Genomic DNA, 16331 nt, shown 5'->3' with positions numbered 1-16331 from the left:
AAAGAAATGCAGCGCAATTTAAGTTAGAGGGAAGACGAGAACGAAGTTATCCGAGGTGTTTAAAATCATCTAAAAATCGATATCCTGTTGCAAAAAGTAAATATGCCGTTCACCTTAAGTGAACGGCATTAAGCATTGAGCTGGTTTTTTTATGCGTGCTGTTTTTACTTTTATTTTTAGTTAAAAATCATCAATAGCGGTGTTTTTCAAGACAGTGTGTTTGATTAAACTAATATTAAAAGGTCAGCATCTGTAATAACAAAGTAAATACAAACACGCTGACGGCGAATGCAAATCCATAGCAAATCACTTGTTGCCAATCTCGTCCACGTTTAATGCCAAGGTCATGTAACGAATGAAAGATACGGTGTAATGTGTGCCACAAAGGCAATGCGATTAGTACTAATACGATAGCCGCGCCATACCAATGGCTAACAAACGTATGTAATTTATCGTAGCTTAGATGGTCTGCATCAATTATTCCTAATGGAATCAATAGCCCTGTCACTAATACCATGACGGGGGTCAGAAAGGCCGTTAGCATGCCGCCTGCACCAAATAACCCCCAAAATACAGGTTCATGGCAACGAATATACTTTTTCTCTTGTGATTGAGTTGTTGTTTGTTGAACGTTCATGAAACCTCCTTTAAAGCATGATGATCACTAAGCAAAAGACAGTGGCGATAACGAATGTGATGTAATGGCCTGCAACAATTAACCTTCCATCTAATGGTTTGCCTTTGATGTAAAGGTCGACTGCTTTAGGGGCTAATGAGAACCAAGTAAGGGTGTGATATAAAGCAATCAATAGCACTAATAGATGAAAAATAATTGAAACAGGATGCTGTAAGGCGCTTAACCATGCATTGAATGCTTCTGCTCCTTGGCTTAAACGAAACACACCCCAAGCTAAAATAAGGCTGTAGAGTGTGATTAAAATACTGCTGCCTTCTCGAATCATGTATCGGCTATAGAATATGTTTTTTAACCACCAATCATTTTTCATTTCGCGTTGATAAGGTTTACGTTTACTCATTTTATTCACTCCAAAATAACGTCACGTTATGTTGTTTCAATAATGGGCATGTCTAATATTAGTCAGGTTTGAACATGCCAATTAAATAATCTTTGCTGCTTTCAACTTTTAACAGTTGAATTGCGGCGGCAGGGTCAACGCCCTTAGGGCAAACTACCGAGCAATAACCAACAAAAGTACATGACCAAACACCTTGTTCTTGGTTTACTATCTTCATTCGCTCCGCACTGCCTGCATCTCGACTATCACGGTTATATCGCGCTAGTAATGCTAAGGCGGCAGGGCCTGTGAAATTTTTATCTAACCCATACTGAGGACAAGCTGAATAGCAAAGGCCGCAATTAATACACATGGAAAATTTTGCGTATTTCTCCATTTGTTCAGGCGTTTGTTTATAGGTGCCTTCTGATAAGCATTTGTCATCACTCTCAGGAATAATATAAGGTTTGATTTCTTCTAGTTTTTTAATGAAATCATCCATTACCACAATAAGATCGCGCTCGATAGGGAAGTTGGCTAAAGCCTCAAGTTTTACTTTTTGTGGATAATAATCTCGTAAAAAAGCCTTACAACCTAGCTTAGGGATATTATTAACCATTAACCCGCAACTACCACAAATAGCCATTCTGCAAGACCATCTAAAGCTAACCGTGCTGTCTAAATGATCTTTAATATATTGTAGAGCCTCTAAGATCGACATATCAGGGTGGTAGGGCACTTCAAACTGTTGTGGAAACGGTTTTTCATCTTGCTCTGGACGATAACGAAGGATTTCAATTTCTATTGTTTTATCGGTCATGATTATTTCTCCTTCGTTTCAGAAGCTGCACCGTATACGCGTTCAGCGGGTTGGCTTTTGGTGATGGTGACATCGGAGTATTTTATAATGGGCGCTTTATCCGCTTGATAGTAAGCTAATGAGTGTTTTAAAAAATGCACATCATTGCGTGTATTAAATTCATCAATACGCTGATGAGAGCCGCGTGATTCTTGGCGTGCAATTGCACTATGAGCAATGGCTTCTGCGGTATCTAATAAATAACCTAACTCAATGGCATATAAGAATTCCGTATTAAAGACACTGGATTTATCGTTAATGTTAATATGCTTATAGCGTGCTTTTAATTCGGCTAACTTATCAATAGTTTTCTGCATTGAGGTTTGTGTTCGATAAATACCAACCCCTTCTTCCATACAATCGCCCATCTCTTGGCGTATATCGGCCATTTTCTCGTTGCCATTACTGTGTAATAAGGCTTCTGTCCTAGCGATTATCTTTTGTGCTTTTTCTTGCAGTGGTTTAATCGTATGATGTTCTGCTTGTTGTGCATATTCGGCAGCTTGTTGCCCTGCTAATTGACCAAAAACGGCAAGTTCTGACAACGAGTTTGAACCTAAGCGATTTGCGCCATGTAAACCGACTGAGGCACATTCACCAATCGCATATAATCCGGTTAAGCTAGTTTCAGTTTTAGCATTAGTGGTAATGCCGCCCATCGTATAATGCACGGTTGGTCGAACGGGAATGGGTTCATGGACAGGATCAACACCAACATACGCTTTAGCGAGTTCTCGGATAAAGGGTAAGCGTTCGTTGATTTTAGTTTCACCTAAGTGACGTAAATCGAGATAAACCACATCGCCTCGATCGCCAGTGATGACATTACCTTTTTGCTGTTCCTGCCAGAAGCATTGGCTTATTTTATCTCTTGGCCCTAATTCCATGTGTTTGTTTTTAGGCTGTCCAAGTGGTGTTTCTGGCCCTAGGCCGTAGTCTTGTAAATAGCGGTACCCATTTTTATTGATTAATACGCCACCTTCGCCACGGCAACCTTCGGTCATTAAAATACCTGAACCTGGTAAACCTGTTGGATGATATTGTATAAATTCCATATCTCGCAATGCGACACCATGACGATAAGCGAGTGACATGCCATCTCCCGTAACGATGCCGCCGTTCGTGTTATAGGTATATACTCGGCCTGCACCACCAGTGGCCATGATCACTGATTTTGCTTGAATGAGTTTTGCTTCACCTTCTGCAATATCAAGAATGACAACACCTTGAATCTTGTTATTTTCAACCACTAAATCAAGACAAAAGTGTTCATCAAAGCGTGTTATTTTAGGGTGTTTAAGCGAGGTTTGGAAAAGGGTGTGCAGAATATGGAAACCACTTTTATCAGCGGCAAACCAAGTGCGTTCTTTTTTCATGCCACCAAAAGCGCGAACATTAATATTGCCGTCTGCTTTACGGCTCCAAGGGCAACCCCAATGTTCTAATTGGGTTAATTGTTTCGCCGCATTTTCTACAAAATATTGCACTACATCTTGTTCACACAGCCAGTCACCGCCTGAGACAGTGTCATCAAAATGTTGATCTAACGAATCACTGTCTTGCACTACACCTGCAGCACCGCCTTCAGCTGCAACGGTATGGCTACGCATAGGGTAAACTTTGGATATAAGCGCGACGTCAAGCTGTGGATAATTTTCAGCGATTTCGATAGCGGCTCTTAAACCTGAACCGCCTGCACCGATAATCGCGACGTCTGTTTTGATTATTTGCATAATTTTCTCCAACAAAATGACAAACTGCTTAAGATTTAGTCTATCAGTTAGGAAGAGGAAAACTTTGATCGAAACAAGGTTAAAGCAAAACTTTAATGCACAATATAAATTAAGTGTTTTGCGAGTAAATAAAATACCTTAAACATGCTTAAGTTGAATCAGGATAGATTCCAGAAATCGTAAAGGTTAGGTAAACTAGACTTTTATAAAAGGAGTTCCAATGAACTGGTTACCAAGTGCTTCGCTGGCACAATTAAGTGCACGCGCGACGATGTTAAAAACAATTCGAGATTTTTTTAGCAACTTACAGGTCTTAGAAGTTGAAACGCCTTCTCTTAGCCAAGCAGCGGTAACAGATGTGCATTTGCAATGTTTTAAAACGCAGTTTGTTGGTCGTAATATTAGTGATAAGCCGTTAGTAGACGGTGGTGTGCCATTATATTTACAAACCTCTCCAGAATTTCAAATGAAGCGTTTATTAGCAGCTGGTAGCGGTTCAATTTATCAGATATCAAAAGTGTATCGAAATGAAGAGTCGGGGCGTTTTCATAACCCAGAGTTTTCTTTATTAGAGTGGTATAAAGTCGGTTTTGACCATCACCAATTAATGGACGAAATGGCTACGTTATTAATGTTGATTTTAAACTGTAATACGCCAACGCGTTGTAGTTACCAAGAGGCGTTTTTATCTATTTTGCAGGTTGACCCGTTAACCGCAAGTATCGAAGAGCTGAAGTTAGCAGGCGCACATTTACAGCTAGGTGACGTACTGGATAATGAAACAGATAAAGATACGATCTTACAACTGTTATTTTGTATCGCGATAGAATCTAAAATAGGTCAAGATGAACCTTGTTTTGTTTATGATTTTCCTGCCTCACAAGCGGCTCTAGCAAGAATTAATACAAAAGATGATCGTGTTGCTGATCGTTTTGAGGTGTATTATAAAAGTGTTGAGTTAGCGAACGGCTTTCATGAGCTCAATAACAGTGAAGAGCAGTTAAAGCGCTTCCAAGCAGACAATCAATTGCGAATCACAATGGGGCTGCCTGAAATGCCGATAGATTATAAATTTGTCGCCTGTTTAGATCATTTACCAGACTGCGCAGGTGTGGCGTTAGGATTAGATAGATTGTTAATGCTCTCTACTGAACAAAAGCACATTAATGATGTATTAAGCTTTAGTGTTGATAATGCGTAAACGTATGAGATTAACATCGTCGATAAGATAAGGGATTAAAATGGCAAGGTTATGGCTAACGGATAAAAGTTATCCTATTTGGAGCTATGTGTTACGTATTGCTTATTGGTTGATGGCGATTTATTTATCCAGTCAATTTTTGCAAGCTTATCAAGATCAAAGCTGGTTTAAAGTTGGCTTGATAGTGATCAGTATTTTGTTTGTGATCATCTTTTTAGTGTTCACTCGTTTTATCGATCGATTTTTAAAGGTCCCTGTAAAGGACTGATGCTACAATGAAAATAAGCAGTTAAGTGTTTATACCTTAACCATGTTTCGTATCACTATCTATTATTTAAAACTGAGGTGTGTATGCCAATCAAAAAAGTACAATCTGAATTTGAAAAATTATCTGATGTGTTATCTGAAGGTTTAGTTGCAGATGAATGTACCGCAGGTGAATTACAAAAAGTACATGACCAATTACAACAAGCCATTATGTCTGGTGATCCTGCTCAGTTAATTCGAGATAAGAAAATATCGCAACAATTAGTTATGTTTGAAGAAACTAACCCAGTTGTTGGTAAAGTCGTTAAAGATTTAATGAATGCATTATCTGGAATGGGTATTTAATACCAATCTGTTTTTTAAGAAGTATTTCTTGAAAGGCCGCTCTTTGAAGTTTGTTATTTAAAGCTGAATAGCTAAAAGAAGTAAATCTGAAAATATAGATATAAAAAAACCGACACTAGGTCGGTTTTTTAATATCTTAAATAAAAGGCAAATTCTTAAAAAAGAATTAAAGCGCTTTAATTTTAGCAGAAAGACGGCTTTTCTTACGAGCAGCCATATTTTTGCTGATCAGACCTTTAGTTGCGTAAGCATCTAAAACTGATTGTAATTTAACGAACTCAGCTGTAGCTAGTTCTTTGTTTGCAGCTTCGATTGCAACAACAACTTTCTTGATGAAAGTACGCATCATTGTACGACGACTTGCATTATGTTTACGGCTTTTTTCAGATAATAAAGCACGTTTTTTAGCAGACTTGATATTAGCCAAGACCTTAACTCCTAAATTCTGTATAACAAGGGATAATCAAAGGTCGTGGAATATGCCTTGTAACACGTATATTGTCAAATGGTTTCTTATTAACCAATAAAATAACTGGTAACGAACCAGGTGGATGGTTAAACTGCGCGCATTTTATACTCAACCCATTACAGATGCAAATGAAGAGTCGAATGTTTTGACGATATATTGCCTGTTAAATCTATTAAATTTAACTAAAGCGTGTATTTTATCGTTCTGAATCTCATCTTTTAGTCGGTTGAGTGTTATTTTATTTTAGTCTTTAGGAAATCCAGTGTGAGTAAAAAGCTAATAAAATCAGGCATGATCGTAAGTTCTATGACCTTAATCTCTCGTGTTTTAGGATTAGTTCGCGATATCGTTATTGCAAATTTGATGGGAGCAGGGGCGGCGGCAGATTTATTTTTCTTTGCTAATAAAATTCCTAACTTTTTACGTCGTTTGTTTGCAGAAGGGGCATTTGCGCAAGCTTTTGTTCCTGTATTAACCGAATATGAAAGAACACAGTCTCGAGATAAAGTAAAAGAACTCATTTCTGCGGTTTCAGGTACTTTAGGTACTATTATCACTGTTATCACCATTTTAGGTGTTATCGGTTCTTCGGTTATTACCGGATTATTTGGTTTTGGCTGGTTTTTAGAGTGGTGGAATGGCGGCCCTGAAGCATACAAATTTGTTTTAGCGTCAGACATGTTAAAAATTACTTTCCCTTATTTATGGTTTATTACGTTTACTGCGTTATCTGGTGCAATTCTCAATACATTAGGGAAATTCGCCGTCGCGGCGTTTACCCCAGTATTTTTAAATATTGCGATCATTTCCTGTGCTGTTTTTCTCTCGCCACAACTTGCTCAACCTGAAATCGGTTTAGCGATCGGTGTCTTTATCGGTGGTTTGATTCAATTCTTATTTCAAATTCCATTTTTGAAAAAAGAAAAGCTATTAGTGAAGCCGAGTTGGCAGTGGCATCATCCAGGTGTAGTTAAAATTCGAACTTTAATGATTCCCGCTTTATTTGGCGTGTCAGTGAGTCAAATAAACCTGTTGTTAGATACGTTTATTGCCAGCTTTTTACAAACGGGTTCAATCAGTTGGTTATATTATGCAGATCGTTTATTGGAGTTTCCGTTAGGTTTATTTGGTATTGCGATTGCGACGGTTATTTTGCCAAGCTTGTCTTCCTCTCATGTTAATAAGTCCCCTGAAGATTTCTCTAAAACCTTAGATTGGGGGATTCGCAGCGTATGTTTCTTAGGTTTTCCTGCCATGTTAGGTTTAATGGTGTTAGCTGAACCGATGTTGCGTGTTTTATTTATGCGTGGCGAGTTTGATATGCAAGATGTCAGTATGTCGGCGATGAGTTTATGGGCTTATGCCGGTGGTTTATTAAGTTTTATGCTCGTTAAAGTCCTCGCTCCAGGTTATTACTCACGCCAAGATACAAAAACACCAGTTAAATTTGGGGTGATAGCGATGGTGAGTAATATGGTGCTAAATGTTATTTTTGCTGTGCCTTTTGGTTATGTTGGATTAGCGATTGCCACGTCACTGTCTGCTACATTAAATGCTGGTTTATTATGGTTTGGCCTTTATAAAAATGGTGCTTACCAAGTACAGAAAGGCAGTGTAGCGGTGTTAATTCGAATTATTGCTTCAGGTTTAGTGATGGTTGCTGCTTTATTGTATATGACACCGAGTCTTGTGATGTGGGTAGATTTTGGTTTACTTGAATCGATTATGCAGTTAATCGCCTTGATTTTAGGCGGCGCAGCTATCTATTTGGTGAGTAACTTTATTTTTGGATTACGACTAAAGCATTTTAAGGTAAGTCGTTAGAATTAATCTTAAATCGCTAAAATGAAAGCTGATTACTTTGCAACCTTAATATATAATCAGCTCTTTTATATTTTCAACGCTATTTTTGGCAATTAATTATGACATTATCATGGAATTAATACGCGGAATTCATAATCTACAGCATCAACCACAAGGTTGCGTGTTGAGTATTGGCAATTTCGATGGCATTCACCTTGGCCATCATGCTGTTTTGTCTCGCCTGCTAAAGGAAGCTGAGCGCTTACAAGTGCCTGCAACTGTGATGACCTTTGAGCCGCAGCCCGCTGAATTGTTTGCAGGTAAAAATGCGCCTGGTCGATTAAGTCGTTTGCGAGATAAGTTCGTACAACTTGAAAAATTAGGTCTAGATAGCTTACTGTGCGTTTCTTTTACGCATAAATTTGCCAATCTTAGTGCGAATGATTTTATTGAGCAGTTATTAATTAAAAAATTAAATGTTAAATTCCTAGTGATTGGCGATGATTTTCACTTTGGTTACCAACGTTTAGGTGATTTTGCACTGCTCAAAGAAGCGGGTGAAAAATACGGCTTTGAAGTCGTTGATACAAAAAGCCTGTCGCAAGATGCTTGTCGTGTTAGTAGTACGCGGATACGCAGCGCATTAGCAAAAGGCCAATTACAACAAGCAGAGCAAATGCTAGGCAGAAAATATAGTATTGCTGGTCGTGTCGGGCATGGTAAGAAGTTGGGTCGTACAATCGGCGTGCCGACTGCTAATTTGTTTTTAAAACGTCGCGTTTCACCTGTATCGGGTGTGTTTGTTGTATCAGTACTGGGTGTTAATGAAGAAGGGACAGAGCAACAAGCTTATCGAGGCGTTGCAAATATTGGTTGTCGTCCGACTGTTAATGGTGAACGACAACAATTAGAAGTACACATATTTGATTTCGAAGGTGACTTATACGGTCGCCAGCTTGAAGTGTTACTTGAGAAAAAATTACGCGATGAAGTTCGTTTTGATTCATTCGCAGAACTAAAAATACAGATTGATAAAGATATTCAGCAAGCTAGAGCATGGCATCAGCTTAATTAATAAATCGTTAGATGGAATAAAAACCGATGAGTGATTACAAAAGTACATTAAATTTACCAAAAACTGGTTTCCCGATGCGTGCAAACTTGGCTAATCGTGAGCCTAACATGCTTAAAAATTGGTACAAACAGGATCTTTACGGAAAGATTCGTGCTGCCAAAAAAGGTAAAAAGACATTTATTCTGCATGATGGCCCTCCTTATGCAAACGGCGATATTCATATCGGTCACTCGGTTAATAAAATTCTAAAAGATATTATTGTTAAATCTAAAACATTATCTGATTTCGACGCGCCTTACATTCCAGGTTGGGATTGTCATGGTTTACCTATCGAACTTAAAGTTGAGCAAAAGCACGGTAAGCCGGGTAAAAAGCTAACGGCTGCTGAGTTCCGCGTTAAGTGTCGTGAATACGCTGCGCGTCAAGTTGATGGCCAACGTAAAGACTTTAAACGTTTAGGTGTGTTAGGTGAGTGGGATAACCCATACCTAACAATGAACTTTAAAACAGAAGCGAATATTGTTCGTGCATTAGCGAATATCATTAAAAATGATCATCTACACAAAGGTTCTAAGCCTGTTCATTGGTGTACAGATTGTGGTTCTGCATTAGCGGAAGCTGAAGTTGAGTACGAAGATAAATTATCGCCAGCGATTGATGTTGCCTTTAATGCCGTTGATAGCGATGCGCTACTTGCTTGTTTTGATAAGCAAGCTGACGACTTTGGTCAAGGTGTTATCTCAGCAGTTATCTGGACAACAACGCCTTGGACACTACCTGCTAACCGTGCCATTGCATTAGCTGCAAAAGTTGAATACTCGTTAGTAGCCGGTGGCGGACGTCGCTTTATTCTTGCAACTGACTTAGTTGCTGATTGTATGGCTCGTTACGGTATTGAAGATTTTACTACGTTAGCAATCGCAACAGGTGCAGCGTTAGAGAAACAATTATTTCAACACCCATTCTTAGATTTACAAGTACCAACGATTGTTGCAGATCACGTGACTATTGATGCAGGTACAGGTTGTGTGCACACAGCGCCAGGACATGGTCAAGACGATTACTCTGCTGGTTTAAAATACGACTTAGAAGTGGCTAACCCTGTTGGTGACAACGGTGTATTCCGTGAAGATACTGAGTTTTTTGCTGGTTTACATGTATTTAAAGCCAACGATAAAGTATTAGAAGTATTAACTGAACGTAATGCGTTAATTCATCACGTTAATATTAAGCACAGTTACCCACATTGTTGGAGACACAAAACACCCATCATCTTTCGTGCAACGCCACAATGGTTCATTTCTATGGATCAAAAAGGCTTACGTGATAGCGCACTAGCTGAAATTAAAGATGTTAAGTGGATCCCAAGCTGGGGCCAAAACCGCATTGAGAAAATGATTGAAGGCCGTCCTGACTGGTGTGTTTCTCGCCAACGTACATGGGGTGTGCCAATTACGTTGTTCGTGAATAAAGAAACAGATGAATTGCACGAAAACTCTATCGAAATGATGGAACTGATTGCACAAAAAATCGAAAAAGAAGGTATTCAAGCTTGGTTCGATTTAGAGCCAGAATCTTTATTAGGCTTTGAAGCAGAGAAATTCCGCAAAGTAACGGATACGTTAGACGTTTGGTTTGACTCTGGTACTACGCACGCATCGGTTGTTGGTGTTCGTGAAGAGTACACGAAAGAAGATGGCACACAGGCCACTGCTGACTTGTATTTAGAAGGCTCAGATCAACATCGTGGTTGGTTCCAATCTTCACTATTAACAAGCACTGCAATCAATGGTGTTGCACCTTACAAAGAAGTGTTAACGCACGGTTTTGTAGTAGATGGTGACGGTAAGAAAATGTCTAAATCACTCGGTAACGTCATGTCGCCACAAACAGTGATGAATGACCTAGGTGCTGATATTTTACGTTTATGGGTTGCTTCAACAGATTACACCGGTGAAATTACCGTGTCTGATGAAATCCTAAACCGTAGTGCCGACAGTTACCGCCGTATTCGTAATACGTCACGCTTTTTATTATCGAACTTAAATGGTTTTGATCCGCAAACAGATTTAGTGGCTCCAGAAGAGATGGTTGCTCTAGATCGTTGGATCGTGGCTAAAGCATTAACGATGCAAAATGAAGTGATTGAAGCGTACGATAACTACAATCTGCATGTTGTTTACCAAAAATTAATGCATTTCTGTTCAATTGACTTAGGTAGTTTCTACTTAGATATCATTAAAGATCGTCAGTACACGGCGAAAACAGGCAGCAATGCTCACTTAAGTTGTCAGACTGCGCTTTACCATATTGTTGAATCATTAGTGCGTTTAATGGCGCCAATTCTAAGCTTTACCGCTGACGAAATCTGGGGACGTTTACCAGGTGAGCGTAACGAATTTGTGTTTACTGAAACATGGTACGAAGGTTTATTTGGTCTAACTGAAAATGAAGTTTTAGATAACGATAAATGGACTCAAATCATTGCAGTACGTGCTGAAGTGAATAAAACACTAGAACTAGCTCGTAAAGAAACTGTGATTGGTGGTGGGTTAGAAGCTGAAGTTACTTTATATGCTTCTGAAGAAATCAGCGCATTATTAAGCACGTTAGATGATGAGTTACGTTTTGTTTTGATTACTTCACAAGCGGCTGTTAAGCCGTTAACTGACGCACCAGCTGAAGCAATTGCAATTGCAACTGAACTTAAAGGTTTATCTGTACTCGTACAAAAAACTGAAGCGGCTAAATGTGACCGTTGTTGGCATCATCGTGAAGAAGTTGGTCAAGATGAGAAACACCCTGAGTTATGTGGACGTTGTATTACCAACGTTGACGGTGAAGGTGAAACGCGTCAATTTGCTTAATTAAGCCATGACTTTGTGAATTAGTTTGTATTAAACGCCTTAGTTATGAAAATGATTTAAGGCGTTTTTTTAAACTTTTTATTGGAAATATTATGACTCAAACATCATCAGCCACTATCTTGAAACCTCGTTCAGGTTTACCTTGGTTATGGTTAACAATAGTGGTTTTGCTACTCGACCAGTTAACCAAATATTTGACGGTACAAATGTTAGAACTGTATCAATCATACGAAGTGCTATCGTTTTTTAATTTCACTTATGCTCGTAATTACGGTGCTGCTTTTAGCTTTTTAGGTGATGCTGGCGGTTGGCAAAAATACTTGTTTAGTGGCATCGCCTTCGTGGTGTCTGCTTATTTATTGTATTCCATGAAAAAAGCGAGTGCTGAAGAGCGTTGGATGAATAGCGCTTATGCATTAGTGTTATCAGGTGCAGTAGGTAATGTGTTAGATCGTTTAATCTTTGGTTATGTTGTTGATTTCTTGGATTTTGATTTAGGTTTTTATCGTTGGCCAACATTTAATATTGCAGACATTGCTATTTTTATTGGTGCTGCAATGATTATCATCGACTCATTATTTTGGGCTGAAAAGCGCGAAAAACAAAAAATAAAGGACAGCAGTAATGACAGTTAAAATGGCAAATGAAGCAGCAGTAGATAAAAGTGACGCTAAAATTATTGGTGCTGATAGTGAAGTGTTGATGCATTTTTCGATTAAATTATCTGACGGTTCAGCCGTTGATAGTACTAAAGTTGACAATAAGCCTGCCAAATTTGTCATGGGTGACGGCAGTCTAACGCCTGGTTTTGAAGAGTGTTTATTAGGTTTAGCTGAAGGTACATCTGAAACTTTCACTTTAGCGCCTGAATCTGCATTTGGTTTGCCTAACCCTGATAACTTTCATTATGTAGAACTCAGTAAATTCTCAACCGATGTCCCAGCAGAAATTGGTACTATCATCACGTTCAATCAACCCGATGGTACTGAACTTCCTGGTATTATTCGTGAAATAGTGGCCGATAGTGTGACGGTTGATTTTAACCATCCTTTAGCGGGCCAAACGGTTACGTTTGAAGTTGATGTATTAGAAGTTTTATAAAATAGTTTGTTATGTGTTTAAGGATTGCTAGATTCCCCTAGCTATCTTTAAGTTTTTTATTAACAAAAGCTGACCATTACCTTATTAATCACTATGTTATATTGAGAGTGTTATGAAAATTATTTTAGCTAACCCGCGTGGATTTTGTGCCGGTGTACATCGTGCAATCAATATTGTTGAGCGTGCATTAGAGCTATTTCCTACGCCAATTTATGTTCGACATGAAGTGGTACATAACCAATATGTAGTTGATGATTTAAAAGCGCGTGGTGCTATTTTTGTAGAGGAACTTAATGAAGTACCTGATGATAATATTGTTATTTTCAGTGCGCATGGCGTTGCCCAAAGTGTACGAGAAGAAGCTAAACGTCGAGAGTTAAAAGTGTTCGATGCAACTTGTCCGTTAGTGACCAAAGTGCATATGGAAGTAACGCGTGCTAGTCGTCGTGACCAAGAATGTGTTTTAATTGGCCATCATGGCCACCCTGAAGTCGTTGGCACAATGGGGCAATATAACAGCGAAAAAGGCGGGATTTACTTAGTTGAGTCAGCGGAAGATGTTGCATTGCTTGACGTTAAAAATGCTGAAAGTTTATGTTATAGCTCTCAAACAACTTTGTCAGTCGATGACACCGCGGATGTTATTGATGCGTTACGTTTAAAATTCCCAATGATTGAAGGCCCTCGCAAGAATGATATTTGTTATGCGACTCAGAATCGTCAAGACGCTGTTAAAGATCTTGCTGATAAAACAGATTTAGTTTTAGTGGTGGGTTCAACTAATTCATCAAACTCTAATCGTTTACGAGAAAAAGCCAATAGTGCAGGTGTTAACGCTTATTTAATTGATAATGAGTTCGATATTCAAGCGGAATGGTTTGAAAATGTAAAATGTGTTGGCGTGACAGCCGGGGCATCTGCACCTGATGTTTTAGTACAAGCCGTCATTAAAAAGCTACAAAAAATGGGTGGCAACGTTGTTGTTGAAAATCCAGGTGTAGAAGAAAATATCGTGTTTGAAGTGCCAGCTGAATTACGTATTAAATTGGTCGAATAATTAATTTATTATAAAGACCAATAACCCTATTAAAAGAGGTAGATGATTTCTACCTCGTATTTTATCTTTCTTACTTTATTTCCCTCATTACTTGTGTTTGAATATATTCTTAGTTTTTTATTTATTACCTATAAAAACAGTTACCTATAATTACATATTATTGATATCTTTATTATATATTAACGTTTTTTTTGATAACAATTTTCGTTATTTATTCATATAACTTTCTAAAAGTAGTAACCTGCCTCATTTAAATAATGTTAATTAATTTTTATAACAAAGGATGTTATGAATAGTTTCAATATTAAAGGATTGCAGCAAGGTTTTACCTTGATTGAATTACTTATTACCATTGCTATTGCTGCTATATTATTAACGGTAGTTGTTCCTTCTTTTTCCAGTCTTATTGAATCCAGTAAAGCACGCACTACGCGTGATAGTTTGATCAGTTCAATTTATGCCGCTAAACAACAAGCGCAAAGTGAACGAATAAATGTTTACCTTTGTTCATCGGCTGATGCTGCTAGCTGTGATGCAACAACAAGTTGGGGAGCAGATTGGTTGGTTTATGAGGATAATGATAGTAGTGGTAGTTTAAACAGTGGTGATGTCATTATTATTAATGGTAGTTCTAAAACTAGCTTAATTAAAAGCACTGAAAACCAGATTAAATTTACACCCACAGGCCACTCATCAGCAAATATATTTAAAGTTTGTAGTAATACTGACAATAGTATTGTTTATGAAATAAAATTGAACCGAATGGGGCGTGTTAGCCATGAAGACGCTTCAGGGGATTGTTAATAATGAATAAGAATAAAGGTTTTAGTCTCATTGAAGTGTTAATTGCTTTGATTGTTGTTGCTGTTGGAGTACTTGGTCATGCAAAAATGCAGGCAAAGTCAATGAGTTTGGTTCAACAAGGACTCTTTGCTCAGACTGCTAATACGGCCCTTTTAGATCTCGCCCAACGGATACGTTCTAACCCAGACCTAGCTGGTCGCTTTGTTTACAGTAATTTATCTAGTGGGGATGATATAACCTCTAATATCAACTGTTCAACTAATACGTGTACTGAAAGCGAATTTGCGACAGCAGAGCTAGCTGAATGGTTTGATCATCTACAAAATAATCTACCTTCACCTCGTTTTTCTATTTCAGTTGATTCCTCAGACGTTAACCTCTACAACTTAATGTTAATTTGGGATGCAGCAAAAACGGGTGTGGGTAGTGCTACTTGTGATACAACAGTATTAAACTCATATCAATGTGGGAGCATGTCCGTATGGGTTCTGTAAAAAAATCAAATAAAGGGTTTAGCTTAGTAGAATTAATGATCGCAATGATCGTGTCTTTGCTTATTTTGGCTGGTTTGTTTTATTCTGTTATGGGCGATATGCGTTCTTATGAGTCCGCTAGAAGTTCTCAAGAGTTAGTTTCAAAAGGCCGAATGGCATTACAAACACTAAGACTGTATATCCAACAAGCTGGCTTTCGAGATGTTACCGCTTTAAAAAATGAAACCGTCTTTAGTGCCGGTACTTCTTATGTTGGAGGTACTTGGGAATATGGTCAGGTAGTGCAAGGGATGACAAGCTCTGGTGAAATTGATGATGAAAAAGCTGACTCTGATATTTTAGTTGTTAGGTTCTTAGGCGCGACTGAAATTGGAATTGTATCCTGTGTTGGAGATGATTTAGATGAAAATACTAGTAATGAAGTGACACTCTATGTAAATACCAGTAATCAACTTATGTGTAAGGATAATGATGATGGTGCAGAAGTTTTAGATGAAGGTGTTGAGTTTTTAGAAGTTCTGTATGGTACTGAAGATGATTATCGTTATTTTACTGCTTCTGAAGTCACTGATTGGGCAGACGTAAATCGAGTTAAGGTAGGTTTATTGTTATCAACGGAAGTAAGTGCTCATGGTTTAACGAACAGTAATAGTTATACTATTTTTAATCAAACGATTGATGCTGCCAACGATACGAATTATAGATCTGTTGTTATGGAAACGGTACTTATTGGCAACCAAGGAGGGTAATGTAATGAATATAAATAAAAAATCAGAAAATGGAGCTGCATTAATTACTTCATTATTAATGGTGCTCGTTATTTCTATCTTAGGGGTTGCAGTTAGCCAACAAGTGATTGCATCGAGAAAAGTTAGTAGTGCGAGTTATGATCAAAATTTAAGCTTTAATAGTGCAGAGTCAACATTAGCTACTGCACATAGTGTTATTGCGGAAAATTTTTTAGATCCACCAACCCTTTTATCATTAGCTATTGATAAGAACACGACAAGTAATTGGTGGAGAACCGATGCTAATTGGAATGCAGCTATAGCGTTAAGCTCTACTATTTCAGAAGGTAGTGTGACGCCTTCTTACTTAATTGAGAATGATGGAACCGGTGGGCTTGCTGTTGGTACCGGGGAACTTTCAAAGCGCTTTTATCGTGTCACTGTAAAAGCACAAGGCAAAGGTGACTCCGTTGCTTTTTTACAAAGCTATTATGTTACTTTGGAGTAATTTC

Annotated in this window: 18 protein-coding genes; 13 read left to right on the top strand and 5 right to left on the bottom strand. The window is 38.3% G+C overall.

Going from position 1 to position 16331, the window contains the following annotated elements; genetic code table 11:
* Window positions 1–235: 235 nt before the first annotated feature.
* From frdD to frdA, 4 genes are read right to left on the bottom strand one after another with little or no spacing between them, the layout of a single operon-like run.
* Window positions 236–637, bottom strand: a complete 402-nt coding sequence (gene frdD, locus Q0794_RS15580) for a fumarate reductase subunit FrdD (RefSeq protein WP_298943433.1) — start codon at window positions 635–637, stop codon at window positions 236–238.
* A 10-nt stretch (window positions 638–647) separates the two neighbouring features.
* The gene (locus Q0794_RS15575; RefSeq protein WP_298943432.1) at window positions 648–1037 is read right to left on the bottom strand and encodes a fumarate reductase subunit C; all 390 of its coding nucleotides are present in this window, start codon (window positions 1035–1037) and stop codon (window positions 648–650) included.
* A gap of 58 nt (window positions 1038–1095) precedes the next feature.
* Window positions 1096–1836 carry a succinate dehydrogenase/fumarate reductase iron-sulfur subunit gene (locus tag Q0794_RS15570; RefSeq protein WP_298943430.1) on the bottom strand — a complete coding sequence of 247 codons (741 nt, stop codon included), beginning with the start codon at window positions 1834–1836 and terminating at the stop codon, window positions 1096–1098.
* Between the two features lie 2 nt (window positions 1837–1838).
* Window positions 1839–3608: a fumarate reductase (quinol) flavoprotein subunit gene (gene frdA / locus Q0794_RS15565; protein WP_298943428.1), complete on the bottom strand. Its 1770-nt coding sequence runs from the start codon at window positions 3606–3608 to the stop codon at window positions 1839–1841.
* Between the two features lie 220 nt (window positions 3609–3828).
* Here frdA and epmA point away from each other — a divergent pair, with 220 nt between their 5' ends.
* The 3 genes from epmA to Q0794_RS15550 all read left to right on the top strand — a co-directional run bounded on the left by epmA (window position 3829) and on the right by Q0794_RS15550 (window position 5421).
* Complete coding sequence (epmA, locus tag Q0794_RS15560) at window positions 3829–4809, top strand: elongation factor P--(R)-beta-lysine ligase (RefSeq protein ID WP_298943426.1); 981 nt, start codon at window positions 3829–3831, stop codon at window positions 4807–4809.
* Window positions 4810–4849: 40 nt separating this feature from the next.
* Window positions 4850–5077, top strand: coding sequence for a hypothetical protein (locus Q0794_RS15555; RefSeq protein WP_298943424.1), 228 nt, complete (start codon window positions 4850–4852; stop codon window positions 5075–5077).
* Between the two features lie 83 nt (window positions 5078–5160).
* Window positions 5161–5421, top strand: a complete 261-nt coding sequence (locus Q0794_RS15550; protein WP_298943422.1) for a DUF4404 family protein — start codon at window positions 5161–5163, stop codon at window positions 5419–5421.
* Between the two features lie 166 nt (window positions 5422–5587).
* Here Q0794_RS15550 and rpsT read toward each other — a convergent pair whose 3' ends face one another.
* Complete coding sequence (gene rpsT / locus Q0794_RS15545) at window positions 5588–5848, bottom strand: 30S ribosomal protein S20 (protein WP_028867309.1); 261 nt, start codon at window positions 5846–5848, stop codon at window positions 5588–5590.
* A gap of 306 nt (window positions 5849–6154) precedes the next feature.
* Between rpsT and murJ the strand changes: the two genes are divergently transcribed.
* The 10 genes from murJ (at window position 6155) to Q0794_RS15495 (ending at window position 16327) form a co-directional block, all read left to right on the top strand.
* Window positions 6155–7714: a murein biosynthesis integral membrane protein MurJ gene (gene murJ / locus Q0794_RS15540; RefSeq protein ID WP_298943420.1), complete on the top strand. Its 1560-nt coding sequence runs from the start codon at window positions 6155–6157 to the stop codon at window positions 7712–7714.
* Window positions 7715–7823: 109 nt separating this feature from the next.
* Window positions 7824–8768, top strand: coding sequence for a bifunctional riboflavin kinase/FAD synthetase (ribF, locus tag Q0794_RS15535; protein WP_298943418.1), 945 nt, complete (start codon window positions 7824–7826; stop codon window positions 8766–8768).
* A gap of 26 nt (window positions 8769–8794) precedes the next feature.
* Window positions 8795–11635: an isoleucine--tRNA ligase gene (gene ileS, locus Q0794_RS15530; protein WP_298943416.1), complete on the top strand. Its 2841-nt coding sequence runs from the start codon at window positions 8795–8797 to the stop codon at window positions 11633–11635.
* Window positions 11636–11727: 92 nt separating this feature from the next.
* On the top strand, window positions 11728–12270 hold the full coding sequence (gene lspA / locus Q0794_RS15525; RefSeq protein ID WP_298943415.1) for a signal peptidase II: 543 nt from the start codon (window positions 11728–11730) through the stop codon (window positions 12268–12270).
* Between the two features lies 1 nt (window position 12271).
* Window positions 12272–12736, top strand: a complete 465-nt coding sequence (fkpB, locus tag Q0794_RS15520; protein WP_298943435.1) for an FKBP-type peptidyl-prolyl cis-trans isomerase — start codon at window positions 12272–12274, stop codon at window positions 12734–12736.
* A gap of 112 nt (window positions 12737–12848) precedes the next feature.
* The gene (ispH, locus tag Q0794_RS15515; RefSeq protein ID WP_298943413.1) at window positions 12849–13793 is read left to right on the top strand and encodes a 4-hydroxy-3-methylbut-2-enyl diphosphate reductase; all 945 of its coding nucleotides are present in this window, start codon (window positions 12849–12851) and stop codon (window positions 13791–13793) included.
* A 288-nt stretch (window positions 13794–14081) separates the two neighbouring features.
* Window positions 14082–14597: a GspH/FimT family pseudopilin gene (locus Q0794_RS15510; protein ID WP_298943411.1), complete on the top strand. Its 516-nt coding sequence runs from the start codon at window positions 14082–14084 to the stop codon at window positions 14595–14597.
* 2 nt (window positions 14598–14599) lie between these two features.
* A complete protein-coding gene (gene pilV / locus Q0794_RS15505; RefSeq protein WP_298943410.1) occupies window positions 14600–15091 on the top strand; it encodes a type IV pilus modification protein PilV in 492 nt (163 codons plus the stop codon).
* Complete coding sequence (locus tag Q0794_RS15500; protein WP_298943408.1) at window positions 15079–15840, top strand: PilW family protein; 762 nt, start codon at window positions 15079–15081, stop codon at window positions 15838–15840. Before pilV ends, Q0794_RS15500 begins: the two co-directional genes overlap by 13 nt.
* Window positions 15841–15844: 4 nt before the next feature.
* Complete coding sequence (locus tag Q0794_RS15495; RefSeq protein ID WP_298943407.1) at window positions 15845–16327, top strand: PilX N-terminal domain-containing pilus assembly protein; 483 nt, start codon at window positions 15845–15847, stop codon at window positions 16325–16327.
* Window positions 16328–16331 lie beyond the last annotated feature (4 nt).

This window comes from uncultured Psychromonas sp. (genome assembly GCF_947489755.1).
Lineage (GTDB): Bacteria > Pseudomonadota > Gammaproteobacteria > Enterobacterales > Psychromonadaceae > Psychromonas.
This window is presented reverse-complemented; position numbering and strand designations above follow the sequence as displayed.

Excerpts from the sequence above, each read along its gene's own strand:
- frdD (WP_298943433.1), bottom strand. The coding sequence starts at position 637 with ATGAACGTTCAACAAACAACAACTCAATCACAAGAGAAAAAGTATATT.
- Q0794_RS15575 (WP_298943432.1), bottom strand. The coding sequence starts at position 1,037 with ATGAGTAAACGTAAACCTTATCAACGCGAAATGAAAAATGATTGGTGG.
- Q0794_RS15570 (WP_298943430.1), bottom strand. The coding sequence starts at position 1,836 with ATGACCGATAAAACAATAGAAATTGAAATCCTTCGTTATCGTCCAGAG.
- frdA (WP_298943428.1), bottom strand. The coding sequence starts at position 3,608 with ATGCAAATAATCAAAACAGACGTCGCGATTATCGGTGCAGGCGGTTCA.
- epmA (WP_298943426.1), top strand. The coding sequence starts at position 3,829 with ATGAACTGGTTACCAAGTGCTTCGCTGGCACAATTAAGTGCACGCGCG.
- Q0794_RS15555 (WP_298943424.1), top strand. The coding sequence starts at position 4,850 with ATGGCAAGGTTATGGCTAACGGATAAAAGTTATCCTATTTGGAGCTAT.
- Q0794_RS15550 (WP_298943422.1), top strand. The coding sequence starts at position 5,161 with ATGCCAATCAAAAAAGTACAATCTGAATTTGAAAAATTATCTGATGTG.
- ribF (WP_298943418.1), top strand. The coding sequence starts at position 7,824 with ATGGAATTAATACGCGGAATTCATAATCTACAGCATCAACCACAAGGT.
- ileS (WP_298943416.1), top strand. The coding sequence starts at position 8,795 with ATGAGTGATTACAAAAGTACATTAAATTTACCAAAAACTGGTTTCCCG.
- lspA (WP_298943415.1), top strand. The coding sequence starts at position 11,728 with ATGACTCAAACATCATCAGCCACTATCTTGAAACCTCGTTCAGGTTTA.
- fkpB (WP_298943435.1), top strand. The coding sequence starts at position 12,272 with ATGGCAAATGAAGCAGCAGTAGATAAAAGTGACGCTAAAATTATTGGT.
- ispH (WP_298943413.1), top strand. The coding sequence starts at position 12,849 with ATGAAAATTATTTTAGCTAACCCGCGTGGATTTTGTGCCGGTGTACAT.
- Q0794_RS15510 (WP_298943411.1), top strand. The coding sequence starts at position 14,082 with ATGAATAGTTTCAATATTAAAGGATTGCAGCAAGGTTTTACCTTGATT.
- pilV (WP_298943410.1), top strand. The coding sequence starts at position 14,600 with ATGAATAAGAATAAAGGTTTTAGTCTCATTGAAGTGTTAATTGCTTTG.
- Q0794_RS15500 (WP_298943408.1), top strand. The coding sequence starts at position 15,079 with ATGGGTTCTGTAAAAAAATCAAATAAAGGGTTTAGCTTAGTAGAATTA.
- Q0794_RS15495 (WP_298943407.1), top strand. The coding sequence starts at position 15,845 with ATGAATATAAATAAAAAATCAGAAAATGGAGCTGCATTAATTACTTCA.